The organism is Amphibacillus sp. MSJ-3, from assembly GCF_018919165.1.
In the GTDB taxonomy this organism is placed as follows: Bacteria; Bacillota; Bacilli; order Bacillales; family Amphibacillaceae; genus Amphibacillus.
The window spans coordinates 60,398-74,624 of sequence record NZ_JAHLQM010000003.1 but is presented as its reverse complement, the minus strand read 5'-3'; the positions used below and the strand labels follow the sequence as shown (position 1 = coordinate 74,624).

The window sequence follows — 14,227 nt, the reverse complement described above, 5'->3', positions numbered from 1 at the left end:
CTACTCCTTTTATCATTGTTTATTGTTAGTATTGGCTGCGTTTGGATAAATCTCTGTAGGGTATCGACCTGTAAAACATGCTTTACAAATCCCCATATCAAGCGAGTCTTCATGAACAAGCGACTTTTCTAGTCCCTCAACAGATAAAAACGCTAAACTATCAGCACCAATTTCTTCAGCTATTTCCTCAATTGAATACTGGGCAGCGATCAATTCTCCAGTAACAGATGTATCAACCCCGTAAAAACACGGGTTTTTAATAGGGGGTGCAGCGATCCTTACATGCACCTCAGTCGCTCCCGCCTCTTTTAACAATCGAACAATACGTCTACTTGTTGTTCCTCTAACAATTGAATCATCGACCATGACAACCCGTTTACCATTGACAATTCCGCGAACAGGGGATAACTTCATTTTGACACCCTGTTCACGTGACGATTGGGTTGGTTCAATAAATGTCCGCCCAATATAACGATTTTTTATTAAACCAAGTTCATAAGGAATACCGGATTCTTCAGCAAAACCAATGGCAGCTGAAATACTTGAATCAGGTACACCGGTAACAACATCTGCTTCTACTGTCGCCTCTTTAGCAAGCTGTTTCCCCATAATCTTACGGCTAGCATGTACGTTTAATCCATTCAGATCACTATCGGGACGAGCAAAGTAAACATATTCCATTGAACAAAGTGAGCGTTGCATTGGTGAAGCAAACATGGATGATTTCAAGCCCTGTTTATCAATCACAATTAATTCACCTGGTTTGACCTCCCGAATAAATTCAGCGCCGACTAAATCAAATGCACAGGTTTCAGATGCTATAACATAGGAACCATCAATATGGCCAAGTGACAATGGGCGTATACCATATGGATCTAAGGCGATGAACAATTGATCTTCAGTTAATAACACAAAAGCATATGCACCCTTGACCATTCCTAATGCCTGCTTGATTGCTTCTTCCAGAGAAAGATAACCACCGCGTTTAATGAGATGAGCAATCACCTCGATATCCGACGTCGTTTGTAATATACTTCCCTGTGCTTCAAGCTGTGTCCTAAGCGCAAAATCATTAACAATTTCACCGTTATAGGCGAGTGCCATACTTGATGTTTGGGATCGGAATAGTAATGGTTGAACATTTTCAAATCCTCTTTCTTCTTCTGTCGCATAACGCACATGGCCAATTGCACTTGAACCTTTTAAGGTTTCTTGCAGGTGTTCTTGATCAAAAATCGCATTAACTAACCCTGTTCCCTTATGGATATGCAGTTGTTCTCCATCACTTGTAACAATTCCGGCTCCCTGCTGGCCACGATGTTGCAAAGCATGTAAACCATAAAAGGTAATCTCAGCTGCCTTTTCATGACCAAAAATAGCAAATACGCCACATTCTTCATTTAAGCCTTTGATTTCAGCAGGCATGGAATAGCTCCTTTCCAAGTTGCTTCAAGTTGACGAACGGATTGATTGATCACCTTCTGGCGATCACAAGTTATCTGAAGTTTTCCATCTGATGTCACTTGTCCAATCGGCCTTGCATCTTCAACAATCTCTAAAAATGCTTCCACATGATCCGGCTTGATAGAAACAAGAAAACGAGATTGAGATTCACTAAATAATAAGCTTGTTGGGTCACCATTCAGATCAATTTCCGCACCTAGATTTTCGGTCCCAAATAAGCTCTCTCCTAATGCAACAGCTAGGCCACCCTCTGATAAATCATGTGCTGATTGAACATAGCCTTTTTGAATAGCTGTTAGCAATTGGGCTTGTCTTCGCTTCTCGATATTCAAATCAAGGCTTGGTGCTTTGCCAAAATACTCGCCTTCTAGTAAATTTTGAAGCTCACTGCCACCGAACTCAGCTTTTGTGTCACCGATTAATAAAATGACATCTTGTTCCGCTTTGAATTGAACTGTCGTAATATCTTTTGTTGAGCGGTGAAGGCCAACCATGCCAACAATTGGTGTCGGGAAAATGGATACACCTGCTTTTTCGTTATATAATGAAACATTCCCACTAACAACTGGAGTATCTAGCTCAATACTAGCCTTAGCCATCCCCTCAACACTCTTTTCCATTTGCCAATAGTTCTCTGGTTTATCTGGATTACCGTAGTTAAGGCCATCAGTTAAAGCAAGTGGTCTGGCACCTGAAGCAACAATATTCCGTGCGGCTTCAGCTACCGCAATTTGTCCGCCTATTTCTGGATCTAAATAAATATAACGGGAATTACAATCCGTTGTTAGTGCGATTGCCTTATCATAACCACGGATTCTGATCACCGCTGCATCCGACCCAGGTGCAACCACTGTATTGACCTGAGCTAGTGAATCAAATTGCTGGTAAGCATATTCCTTACTCGCAATCGTCGGTTGTTGTAATAATCGAGTCAAGATATATTCATAATCATCAACCTTTGGCTGATAACTTGCTTGATTCTGAAATTTTTCATAATAGGCTGGTACTTTCGCCTCTTTATAGTAGACAGGTGCATCCTCCGCTAATGGATCAACAGGAAGATCACAAACCACTTCTCCGTTATGGAATAATCTAAAGCGTTTATCCCCTGTCACACGCCCAATCGCAACTGCTTCAAGATCATATTTCTCAAAGATTGCAAAAATCTCTTGCTCACGTCCCTGTTCAACAACCAATAACATCCGCTCTTGTGATTCAGATAGCATCATTTCATAAGCTGTCATATTTTCTTCACGTTGTGGAACAAGATTTAAATCAAGCTCCATCCCCATTCCTGCTTTACTAGCCATTTCACTTGCTGATGAGGTCAAGCCGGCAGCCCCCATATCCTGCATACCAATTAAAGCATCGCAATGAGTTACTTCAAGACAAGCATCGGTCAATAATTTCTCAACAAACGGATCACCTGCTTGAATATCTGACCCTTGGCCTTTATTATCTTCAGATAATTCAACGGAGGAAAAAGTAGCCCCATGAATCCCATCGCGACCTGTTTTTGAACCAACATAAATCACGGTATTACCAAGTCCTGTGGCAACTCCCTTTTGAATATCCTTTAGCTCAATCAATCCAATCCCCATCGCATTGACTAATGGATTGCCCTGATAACATTCATCAAATTGAATCTCACCACCAACTGTTGGCACACCGAGACGATTCCCATAATCAGCGATACCACGCACAACTTCTTCAAATAGATATTTTGTCCGATCTGAATTTAATGGACCAAATCGGAGGGAATTAAGAGCAGCAATTGGTTTTGCTCCCATTGAGAAAATATCACGCATAATGCCCCCAACACCTGTTGCAGCACCTTGATAAGGTTCAATTGCAGATGGGGAATTATGACTTTCAATTTTAAAAACAATTCCCTGACCATCACCAATATCAACGATCCCAGCGCCTTCACCAGGTCCCTGAACAACTTGAGGACCTTGGCTGGAGAATTTCCGCAATAATGGTTTTGATGTTTTATAACTACAATGCTCAGACCACATGACGGAAAAAATCCCTGTCTCTGTATAGTTAGGGCGTCTTTCTAAAATACGGATAATTGATTGGTATTCCTCATCAGTTAAGCCCATCTCAAGATAAAGTTTGTCTTTCTCTATTGTCTCTGGACTTGGCTCAAGCATTTGTGACATGTTTTTCCCTCCAGTTAGTTATCATTGATTGAAATAGTCGCAGGCCATCTTCACTTCCTAAAATCGTTTCAAGCGCCCGTTCCGGATGTGGCATCATACCGAGGATATTCCCTTGTTCATTTACAATCCCAGCAATATTTCCAACTGAACCATTTGGGTTATCTTGATAAGTAAAGACAATCTGATTATTTTTTTCTAATTGAGCTAGCGTTTGATCGTCACAATAATAACATCCTTCCCCATGAGCAATTGGAATCGAAATGACTTCATTTTGATCATATGCTGTTGTGAAAAAAGTTTGATTATTGCGAACAATCAGATTCTTATTCTGGCAAATAAAATTGATATCCTCATTTATTAACATTGCTCCTGGCAAAAGACCCGCTTCAAGCAAAATTTGAAATCCATTACCAATCGCAAGTATAGGTGTACCTTGAGCGGCTTTTTCACAAATTTGTGCTAGGATTTCTGTTCGAGCAGCTAGTGCCCCGGGTCTTAAATAATCACCATAGGAAAAGCCTCCGGATAGTAGGAGCAAGTCATAGTGATCTAGATTCGTATCCTTATACCAAACAAGATCAACATCTAGGTTAAGACATTCCTTAACCATCTCATACAAATCATGACTTGAGCCTGGAAAAATAATCGCTGCACATTTCACTCGTCCCCACACTCCTCTATTGTATAGCTATAATCCTCCATTTCGTAATTGACGAGTAGCTCTTGACAAAGCTTTTCCACTTGTTCGTTAATATTTTCACGGTTAGCAAAAGTTAATTCTATCAGCTTCCCAACTCGAACATTTTCAACATGATCAATTTCAGAACCATTGACTAATTCTTGTACTGCTTTCCCTTGAGAATCAAGTACACCTTTTTTTAACTTAATGTAAACATTTGCCTTAATCATTTGATAGCCTCCAGTCGATTTAATATCTCTTGATAAACGGTGAGTAAATCACCTGTATCTTGACGAAAAACATCCTTATCTAATCGTTCGTTTGTTGCCATATCCCAGAATCGACATGTATCCGGCGAAATCTCATCAGCCAAAATAATATCCCCATCCTGGTTGCGACCAAATTCTAATTTAAAATCTACTAATCTAACAGCTGCTTTTTCAAAAAGAGGTTGGAGGATTTGATTAATGCTTAAGGCAGTACCTTTAATTAAATCTAGTTCCTCTTCTGTTAAATCAGTTAATAGTAAAGCATGTTGATCATTGATTATTGGATCATCTAGTGAATCATCTTTAAAATATAATTCGACTAAGGCAGGTTGGAAAACTGTCTTTTCCTTCAGCCCTAAACGTTGAACAATACTTCCTGTTGCTAGATTTCGAACAACGACCTCAAGTGGAATAATCTCAGTCCGTTCCACCAGTTGCTCTTCCTCGTTAAGTTGCTTAATAAAGTGACTGCTAACCTTATGTTCAGCTAAATATTGAAAAAGGTAGGCTGAAATTAAGTTATTAAAGCGTCCTTTTCCAAGAATCTTTGCTTTCTTTTTGCCATTAAAAGCCGTTGCCTCATTTTTATAGGCTAAAATAAGCTGGTTTGGTTGATCCGTTAAATAAACCCGTTTGGCTTTTCCCTCATATAAGAGTTCTTTTTTCACTTAGATCCACCCCTTGTATGTTGTATGTAGGGCAGTAACTAATGAATAGCTACTGCCTGTAAGTTGATTAAATTAAACCAATCTTCTCAAAAATTTGATCAACATTTTTCAAATGATATGTGTAATCAAAGCAATCATCTAGATCTGCCTTAGTTAGGACATCCGTAATTCGAGGTTCTTGCTCGATTAAAGCTCTAAAATGTGTTTCTGTTTCCCATGCCTTCATCGCATTTGGTTGAACAAGATCGTAGGCTTCTTCTCGACTCATCCCTTGATCAATTAACGATAATAGAACACGTTGTGAGAAAATAACGCCATGTGTTCGGTCAATATTTCTTTTCATATTTTCAGGAAAAACAGTCAGATTTTTAACGATATTGCTAAAACGATTTAACATATAGTTCAATGTAATCGTAGCATCTGGTAAGATAATCCGTTCTGCCGATGAATGTGAAATATCACGTTCATGCCATAATGAAACATTTTCATAAGCAGTGATCATGTAACCACGAACAACTCGAGCCATTCCTGACATATTCTCAGAACCAATTGGATTCCGTTTATGAGGCATGGCGGATGAGCCTTTTTGTCCCTTCGCAAAGAATTCCTCTACTTCTCTCGTTTCTGTCTTTTGTAAACCGCGAATCTCAGTCGCGAATTTTTCAATTGATGTCGCGATAAGCGCCAATGCAGATAGATACTGGGCATGGCGATCACGTTGCAAGGTTTGGGTGGAAACGGGTGCTGGTTTAAGTCCTAATTGTTCACAGACATAGGCTTCAACTTTCGGATCGATATTAGCATAAGTTCCTACCGCACCAGAGATTTTACCCGTTTCAATGACATCAGCCGCTGCATTAAAGCGGTCAAGGTTTCGTTTCATTTCTTCATACCAAAGGGCCATTTTCAATCCAAAAGTCGTTGGCTCTGCGTGAACACCATGTGTACGTCCCATCATGACTGTATGTTTATGTTCAATCGCTTTATTTTTTAAAATTTCAATAAACCGTTCAATATCGCTACGAATAATTGTATTCGCCTGTTTTAAAAGATAAGATAGTGCTGTATCAACAACATCTGTCGAAGTTAAACCATAATGAACCCACTTCTTCTCTTCACCTAAACTCTCGGAAACAGCCCGAGTAAAGGCAACAACATCATGACGTGTTTCCTGCTCGATCTCTAAAATTCGATCGATGTCGAAAGCTGCTTTTTCACGTAATCTTTTTACATCAGCTTTTGGAATAACACCAAGTTCACTCCAAGCTTCACAAGCTAGGATTTCTACTTCTAACCAGGCCTTGTACTTATTTTCTTCAGTCCAAATCGCACCCATTTCTGGGCGGGTATAACGTTCAATCATCTCTATATCCCCCTAAATCAGTTGTCGATCTTTTAATGTCGCAAGAAGTTGATCACGATCTGAGTCAACAAAAGTTAAATGCCCCATTTTTCGTTTCAGCTGTATTTGATCCTTGCCATACATATGAATATGTGCTCGTTCTAACTGATCGACTTTGGCAAAGTAATCCTCAAGATTATCGCCAAGTAAGTTAATCATTACTGCTCCACCATGGAATATAACTGGCATAAGTGGTAATTGACAAAGCGCACGAATATGTTGCTCGAACTGTGAAATATTACACGCTTCAATCGTAAAATGGCCGGAATTATGTGGCCGTGGTGCCAGTTCATTAATAAAGATCTCTTCTCCCTTAACAAAAAGCTCAATTGTAAATGTTCCAACAACATCGATCGCTTCCGCAATTACTCTTGCAGCTTCTTTCGCCTGCTCAATGACCTTTTGGCTTACACGAGCCGGAACAATTGTCAGATGTAAAATATGATCACGATGCTGGTTCTCAGCAATTGGGAAGTAAATCATTTCCCCTGTTACTGAGCGTGTAAAAACAACTGAGATTTCACAATCAAAGTTTAAAAATTCTTCATAAATCAATCGATCCTTGTTCTTTAATCTTTCATCTACTTCAACAAGATCAGCCCCTGAATGAAGAGTAAGTTGTCCTTTGCCGTCATAACCCCCTCGGCATGTTTTGACAACTGCCGGATAACCAATTGCTTCACTTGCCCGCTTTAAGTCATTCATATCGTGGACAATTTGATAAGAAGCGATAGGTTGATTAATTGATTTAAGCAGACCTTTCTCCTTTTCACGATCCTGAGTCATTTCAAGTGCCTTTGTGCCCTGTGGCAGAAGTCCAATTTCCGCTAAATATTGTGCAGCTTTAAAATCGACATTCTCAAATTCATAAGTGACCACATCGGCAACGGAAGCTAACTGCTTAATCGCCCCCATATCATCGTATGAAGCAACAATTTGCTGATCAGCTAGTTGACCAGCAGGACAATTGGGTGTAGGGTCTAAGACGACTAGACGATATCCCATATGTCTAGCTGTAGTCGCCATCATCCGGCCAAGCTGACCACCACCAATGATCCCTATTGTTTTTCCAAATAGTAATTTACTCTTTGGCAAGCTGATCCCTCATTTCCGCCACATGATCAGATAATTGTTCTTGGTATGCGATTAATTTATTAGCCAGTTCAACATCGCTTGTTGCCATAATTTGCGCAGCAAGTAGCCCTGCATTCTTAGCTCCGGCTTCACCTATTGCTACAGTTGCAACAGGAACACCAGCTGGCATTTGAACAATTGAGAGTAAAGAATCTAGCCCATTGAGCGCCTTTGATTGAACAGGTACACCGATAACGGGGAGAATCGTTTTAGCGGCCACCATTCCTGGTAAATGTGCCGCCCCACCAGCACCAGCTATAATAACCTTTATCCCTCGCTCACGTGCAGACTCAGCGTAAGTAAACATATCCTCAGGGGTACGATGCGCAGAAATCACTTCTTTTTCATAACCCACTTCTAAATCATCTAAAACACGACACGCATGCGACATCGTTTTCCAATCTGAAATGCTTCCCATAATTACACCTACTTGAACCATACACTCCCTCTTTTCCTTTGCCATTTTTCTAGCCCAACAAATCAAAAAACCTATCCACCTCTCCCATACTAAGAGAGAAGATGAATAGGTAGCATGCTTAAACCGATCACCAAGATCATTTTGAAAAAGACATTGCTAAATAAAACAAAATCATATAAGAGCAAGTCCCTAATCAAAAAAAGCTAGGCAATATCCGAACAAGATCCTAAAAATAATCGGATCAGTTTGTTCCATCTTCCCTCATAGTCCGTTATTTACGGTAACGGGTAGAAACTTTTGAGCCATATTCTCAAATTTATATGAGGTTCATTGATATAATTATCATTTATTTCACTCTTGTATCATAGCAAGTTTTCATCAAGTAGTCAATGAAATTCGAACATTATATCATTTTATTAGATTATCGTTCGGATTTGTTCAATATTCCTTCAAAAATTGTTTGTTGACCATTTGGAATGATGCTTTTTTCACCATTTTCAATCATTTCTTTAAAAACAGGTTTTTCTATTCGTTTAACTGGGGTATAACCAGAATTTCGAATGCGGTCTAGACATTGGTCGATCGTTTCGTTCTCCCGCCGTTCAAATTTCTTTTTATTCGGATTAGAGGTCTGAGTCCGCCCCTGGCTTTGTTTACGCAACTTCTGTTTTGACTTGTTTGACACTATTTTTATTCCCCCTTTCTTAATCATTTTAACCCACCCTCCATTTATATATCCTTCTATAATTAAGGCAGAGGATCTTACAGTCAGTTAACCAGCAGCAAGGCAAAGCTTCACCTAGGAGGGATCGTACCACAAAAATACCTAATCTAGCAAAGGCATCTAAGCAACTATGATAAGTCTGCAAGCAAAAATTTCGATCAAAAAAAGCGTGTCACTCTTTCGAAGACACGCTTTTAAAGCCTAATTAAATTATGATAAGAAGATTAAGTAAAGAACAAATACTAAAGATAGAGCCCACATGATCGGGTGAATATCTTTCCCTTTACCACTTGTTAGCATTGTGATTGGGTAGAATGTAAAGCCGACTGCGATACCTGTTGCAATACTTCCGGATAACGGCATAATAAGTACCGTTAAAAAGGCTGGCACAGCAACTTCAAACTTGTCCCATTCAATGTCTTTAAGGCTTGAAGCCATCATCACACCAACAATAATCAAAGCAGGAGCTGTTACTGATGATGTCACAACATCTAGTAAAGGTGAGAAAAACAAAGCTAAAGCAAAGAATAATGCTGTAAATACTGAAGTTAATCCTGTTCGACCACCTGCACCAACACCAGTAGCAGATTCGACGAAAGAAGTTACTGTTGAAGTTCCTAAGGCAGCACCTGCTACAGTTGCTGTTGAATCTGCAAGTAAAGCTTTCCCAGCACGAGGTAACTCATTATCTTTCATTAATCCTGCCTTATTCGCAACAGCCACTAATGTACCTGCTGTATCAAAAAAGTCCACAAATAAAAAGGTTAAAATAACGCCGGCCATTTGCCAAGTAAATATATCTCCTATATTAAGAAAGGCTTTTCCAAATGTAGGTGCAAGACTAGGAACACTAGAAAAAACAGCAGTTGGTAAATTAATTTCTCCAAAGATAATTCCAACAATCGCTGTAATGATCATTCCATAAAAGACGCCACCATTAACCTTCAATGTAGTCAAAATAACCGTTACAATTAGACCGAAAATAGCTAAGGCTGTAGCACCGTTTGTTAAATCACCAAGTGCAATCAAATTCCCTTCATCAGCAACAATAATTCCAACATTTTTAAAACCTATAAAAGCAATAAATAATCCAATTCCTGAACCGACAGCTAACTTCAAGGTTGCTGGTATACTATTGATAATTTTCTCACGTACACCAGAAGCAGAGATTAATAGGAAAAGGACACCTGATACTAATACAGCTGTTAATGCTGTCTCCCACGGAATGCCATAACCAATAACTACAGTATAAGCAAAAAATGCATTCACGCCCATACCCGGTGCTAATGCCACTGGATAATTCGCCAGTATACCCATCATCAGGGTTCCGATGACCGCAGATAGAGCAGTAGCCGTATAAACAGCCCCTTCATCCATTCCAGCCGCACCTAATATTTGCGGGTTAACAAATAAAATATATGCCATTGCTAAAAACGTCGTTAAGCCAGCAGTAAACTCCGTTTTAATATTTGTCCCCAACTCATCTAGCTTGAAAAACTCTTTTATCATCTTTTTTCCTCTTCCCTTCTAGATTTTCGTCGCAAAAAAAACACACCCTAGGCGAATAAACTTGAGTGTGTCTAGCTTATCAGAAGAAGATAATAGTTAAAAAATAATATAAAAGCTATTTCTTCTATTCTTCTGCGTAGACAGACCATTTACGGTGGTCGGTAGAAACTCCAGAGCCATATCCTCAAGATTATACGACGAATTTAGATCGATTTATTTAATTACATGCTTCATTCTACTAAGAAAAAAACAAAACGTCAATAGGTAAAAACGAATGTTATTCAAAAAAGTATATCCAATGTTCGGATATACTTTTTAAAATCAAGTCTTAACAAGTTATTCGTTCGATTTTAACGCTTCGATCATATCAATTTTCTTCAATTTATGATGCATCATCCACATCACAAAAGTTGAGAAAGAGAAAGTCAGTAAGGCTGCATACAAATAACTGGTCCAATCTAGCCCAGGATTAAACATCATATTATCCATTGAAACTGTGTCAAGGACAAAAGTGAATAATAAGCGCCCAAAAACCCCACCTGCTATAATGCCCATAATCGTTAGGGTTAGATTTTCCCGGTAAATATACATGGTCACTTCATTATCATAAAACCCAAGTACCTTGATCGTTGACAATTCTCGAATACGTTCAGAAACATTAATATTCGTTAAGTTGTAAAGGACAACAAAGGCGAGTCCTGCCGCCGCAACAATCAGCACGACAACAACAATATTTAAACTAGCCATCGAATCATCAAATGATTCAATCTGCAAGGCATTTGCAGATACCGTAACGACTTGATCTTCAAGCATAAGCCCTTCTAAAAGTTCATCTTCCCAAGCACGATTTCGATCATATTTCAAGAGATTAGCATTGTATGCAAGTGAATCTTTTATTTCAGAACGGTAAACCGCTTCGGTCATATATAAGTAATGTCCAGTATAGTTTTCGGTGACCGCTGAAATTTCAACTTGATAAGACTGATTATCACCGTCAACAAGTGTTAGCTTGTCGCCAGGTTCAATATCAAACAAGTTCGCTAGTTTCTCAGTCACAATTGCGCCCTCATCATTTAATTGATGAGGTTCACCAGATGTACGATCTCTTAAATGGATAAAATCTTCTAACTGCTCTGGGCTTTTTGGTACAAACACATTTAAATCTTGGCTTTTGAGTCCATCTTGTTTTGCCTCAAACTGTTCATGAAAAACCAATAAGTCCTGGTCGATTCCCTCATATTGGTCAATAAACGCTTGGTATGAACTTGCCTCATCCTCGCCTGCTTCATCGTCAAGAATCACCATCGCGTTATAGTCCAACACTTTTCCATATTGCAAATCAATTAACCCTTCAACAGCACCCTTGACACCAAAACCAGCTATAATTAATGCTGCACAACCAGAAATACCCAAAATGGTCATCAACATTCTCTGCTTATATCTAAATAAATTACGCGCAGTGACCTTTTTAATAAAGTCAAATCGACGCCATAGGGGTGTAATTCGTTCAAGTAATATACGTTTTCCAATCTTCGGCGCCTTTGGTCTCATTAAGACTGCCGGTTGGCTTCGCAAATCAACTCGAAGGACAAACCATGCTGTGATCACTGTAGAAAGCAATGCGATTGAGGCAGAAATAAGCGTGTAAGACCAATAATTGGTTAAAATAAGATCAGGTAAATCATATAACATGCCGTAAGCATTAAAGATAATTAGTGGTAGTGCTGTATAACCAAGGACAAGGCCGAATATTGTTCCTAACAAACTCGCACTCAGTGCATAGACATAGTACTTCATTGAAATTTCCCAATTACGATAACCCAATGCTTTTAATGTACCAATTTCACCGCGCTGTTCTTCAATCATCCGGGTAATTGTCGTTAAGGTTACTAGTGCTGCTACCGCAAAAAAGACTACCGGGAAGATAGAGGCTAGTTCACTTAGTCGTGCGGCATTTTCCTCATACTCTAGGAAAGCGCTATTATCCGTTCTTAACAGTGGATAGTAGCTCGGTTCCTCTAGCTCAGCTAATTCCTCACGAGCTTCGGCAATTTCCTCTTCACCTGATTCAATCTCTTCAAGAGCTTCTGCTGATTCTTCTTCAAAAGTAGCTAAACCCGCTTTGTATTCTTCTTCAGCTTCTATCAAATTCGCTTCTTCATCGCTAAGTAAGTCAAGTCCTTCATTATATTCTTTCCAGCCCTGATCAAGTTCTAGCCGAGCATCTGCTAAATCAGCTTCGCCAGCTTGCTTTTCTTGTTCTAGCAAACTCCCTTGTTGATCCAAGGTTTGCCGGGCTTGATCTAATTCATTTTGGCCAGATGTCAATTCTTTTTGATTCGAGTCAAGTTCCGATCTTTTCACTTCAATCTCATCGCGGGCTTGATCCAATGCTAGTAAGCCATCCTCAATCTCAGTATTTACCTGATCAAGAACTTGTTTAACTTGCTCTGCTGGTATTTCTTCGGCAAAATATGCTTCTAATAAAGCTGCCAGGGTTGATCCATTTAATTCAATATCATCAGTTTCATTTAAAATATCTTCAATCGTTTGATCAGGGATGAAGGCAATGGGGACTTCTAACAAATCTGATATTTCTTCCATTAACACAGCCCAATCCGCTTGTTGATTTGACAATTCTTTATACTGTGCTTCGATTCCTCTACTCGCTTGATTAAGCTCTTGTTCTCCTTGGCTAAGTTCATCAGCTGCTTGATCAAGTTTACCTTGCTCTTGCGCAAGCTCTTGTTCACCTTGTTCCAGCTGTTCCTCTGCTTGCGAAATCTCCTGATTAAAGGTAGCCAAACCTTGCTCGTAATCACTTTCACCCTTAGTCAATTCAGCATGTGCTTGAGCAAGCTCATCCCTAGCTCTTGCCAATTTAGCCTTGCCATCGTCTAATTGTTCACGGGCATCATCTAACTCTGCTCTCGCTTCGTCTAGTTCAGCACGCCCATCAGCAATTTCAGCTTCCGCATCATCAAGTTCTTCCTCTGCATCTGCTTTTATATCAGCTAGACGTTTTGGTGCATAGTCTTCTAGCATATGTTCAATCTCTGACTGGTATTGACTGGTTAAATTTTTATATTTATCACTGTAGGTATCTTTATCCTGCAAACCATTAAATGTTACGAATAAGTCAGTATGCACGGGTAAATTAAAGTCTTCTTCTCTGATCACACCGAAAGCATCAAGTTGGCCACCACCAATTGATGTTTGACCGCGTGATACATTAACAAAATAACGAGGGCTCGTGACAAAACCGACCACTTCATAGGTTGTTTCATTAAATTGCTCTGTTAAATCTGTCTCCTCACGATCAGAATAAAGGGTCACCTGATCACCAATTTCATAATGATTATGAATCAAATCAAAATCATCTAAAGCAATTTCACCACTCTTTTCTGGCAAACGGCCGCTCTTTACAAGATATTGATTCAATTGATGATCCTCATGATAACCAATGAGTTTCATAACTAAGCGGTTTTCCCCAACCAATACATCCTGACTATAGCCGACCTCAAGGATATCAACTGGGTCATAGTCCCTTAGCAGCTCTAGTTCTCCCTCTTCAATTCCCATTGTTGATTGTAGATGAAGATCATACAAGTGTTGCTGTTTGAAATATTGATCAATTGTATTTAACATATTGGGTCCTGTGGCCTGTATCCCAGCAAAAAAGCCAACACCTAGGACAATTAGAATAAAAATTGATAGAAATCTAGCTTTTGAGTTTACTATCTCTTTAAAAATTAATTTATACATTGCTGTTTTTTTCATCACGTCTCACTTCCC

11 protein-coding genes and 2 riboswitches are annotated in these 14,227 nt (G+C 39.4%); all 11 genes read right to left on the bottom strand.

Going from position 1 to position 14,227, the window contains the following annotated elements; translation table 11 throughout:
• Positions 1 to 12: 12 nt before the first annotated feature.
• Entirely contained in the window at positions 13 to 1,425 is a 1,413-nt protein-coding gene (gene purF, locus KQI76_RS01790; protein WP_216398585.1) for an amidophosphoribosyltransferase, read from the bottom strand.
• Positions 1,401 to 3,629: a phosphoribosylformylglycinamidine synthase subunit PurL gene (purL, locus tag KQI76_RS01785; protein ID WP_216398584.1), complete on the bottom strand. Its 2,229-nt coding sequence runs from the start codon at positions 3,627 to 3,629 to the stop codon at positions 1,401 to 1,403. Before purL ends, purF begins: the two co-directional genes overlap by 25 nt.
• Positions 3,613 to 4,290, bottom strand: coding sequence for a phosphoribosylformylglycinamidine synthase subunit PurQ (gene purQ / locus KQI76_RS01780; protein ID WP_216398583.1), 678 nt, complete (start codon positions 4,288 to 4,290; stop codon positions 3,613 to 3,615). Before purQ ends, purL begins: the two co-directional genes overlap by 17 nt.
• The gene (gene purS / locus KQI76_RS01775; RefSeq protein ID WP_216398582.1) at positions 4,287 to 4,538 is read right to left on the bottom strand and encodes a phosphoribosylformylglycinamidine synthase subunit PurS; all 252 of its coding nucleotides are present in this window, start codon (positions 4,536 to 4,538) and stop codon (positions 4,287 to 4,289) included. The genes purQ and purS overlap by 4 nt, the downstream gene beginning before the upstream one ends.
• Positions 4,535 to 5,245, bottom strand: coding sequence for a phosphoribosylaminoimidazolesuccinocarboxamide synthase (gene purC, locus KQI76_RS01770; RefSeq protein WP_216398581.1), 711 nt, complete (start codon positions 5,243 to 5,245; stop codon positions 4,535 to 4,537). Before purC ends, purS begins: the two co-directional genes overlap by 4 nt.
• A 67-nt stretch (positions 5,246 to 5,312) precedes the next feature.
• Positions 5,313 to 6,608 carry an adenylosuccinate lyase gene (gene purB, locus KQI76_RS01765; protein ID WP_216398580.1) on the bottom strand — a complete coding sequence of 432 codons (1,296 nt, stop codon included), beginning with the start codon at positions 6,606 to 6,608 and terminating at the stop codon, positions 5,313 to 5,315.
• A gap of 12 nt (positions 6,609 to 6,620) precedes the next feature.
• A complete protein-coding gene (purK, locus tag KQI76_RS01760) occupies positions 6,621 to 7,742 on the bottom strand; it encodes a 5-(carboxyamino)imidazole ribonucleotide synthase (protein ID WP_216398579.1) in 1,122 nt (373 codons plus the stop codon).
• Positions 7,729 to 8,220 (bottom strand): 5-(carboxyamino)imidazole ribonucleotide mutase, encoded by a 492-nt coding sequence (gene purE / locus KQI76_RS01755; protein ID WP_216398578.1) that lies wholly within the window; start codon positions 8,218 to 8,220, stop codon positions 7,729 to 7,731. The genes purK and purE overlap by 14 nt, the downstream gene beginning before the upstream one ends.
• 223 nt (positions 8,221 to 8,443) lie before the next feature.
• Positions 8,444 to 8,543, bottom strand: a riboswitch (purine riboswitch).
• 77 nt (positions 8,544 to 8,620) lie between these two features.
• Positions 8,621 to 8,884: an NETI motif-containing protein gene (locus tag KQI76_RS01750; protein ID WP_371817640.1), complete on the bottom strand. Its 264-nt coding sequence runs from the start codon at positions 8,882 to 8,884 to the stop codon at positions 8,621 to 8,623.
• Between the two features lie 249 nt (positions 8,885 to 9,133).
• Positions 9,134 to 10,432 (bottom strand): NCS2 family permease, encoded by a 1,299-nt coding sequence (locus KQI76_RS01745; RefSeq protein WP_253288756.1) that lies wholly within the window; start codon positions 10,430 to 10,432, stop codon positions 9,134 to 9,136.
• A 117-nt stretch (positions 10,433 to 10,549) separates the two neighbouring features.
• Positions 10,550 to 10,650: riboswitch (purine riboswitch) on the bottom strand.
• 118 nt (positions 10,651 to 10,768) lie between these two features.
• Complete coding sequence (locus KQI76_RS01740) at positions 10,769 to 14,212, bottom strand: FtsX-like permease family protein (protein ID WP_253288755.1); 3,444 nt, start codon at positions 14,210 to 14,212, stop codon at positions 10,769 to 10,771.
• Positions 14,213 to 14,227 lie beyond the last annotated feature (15 nt).

Bases quoted from the DNA above. Each gene is read 5' to 3' on its own strand.
- purF (WP_216398585.1), bottom strand. From the start codon at position 1,425: ATGCCTGCTGAAATCAAAGGCTTAAATGAAGAATGTGGCGTATTTGCT.
- purL (WP_216398584.1), bottom strand. From the start codon at position 3,629: ATGTCACAAATGCTTGAGCCAAGTCCAGAGACAATAGAGAAAGACAAA.
- purS (WP_216398582.1), bottom strand. From the start codon at position 4,538: ATGATTAAGGCAAATGTTTACATTAAGTTAAAAAAAGGTGTACTTGAT.
- purB (WP_216398580.1), bottom strand. From the start codon at position 6,608: ATGATTGAACGTTATACCCGCCCAGAAATGGGTGCGATTTGGACTGAA.
- purE (WP_216398578.1), bottom strand. From the start codon at position 8,220: ATGGTTCAAGTAGGTGTAATTATGGGAAGCATTTCAGATTGGAAAACG.
- KQI76_RS01745 (WP_253288756.1), bottom strand. From the start codon at position 10,432: ATGATAAAAGAGTTTTTCAAGCTAGATGAGTTGGGGACAAATATTAAA.
- KQI76_RS01740 (WP_253288755.1), bottom strand. From the start codon at position 14,212: ATGAAAAAAACAGCAATGTATAAATTAATTTTTAAAGAGATAGTAAAC.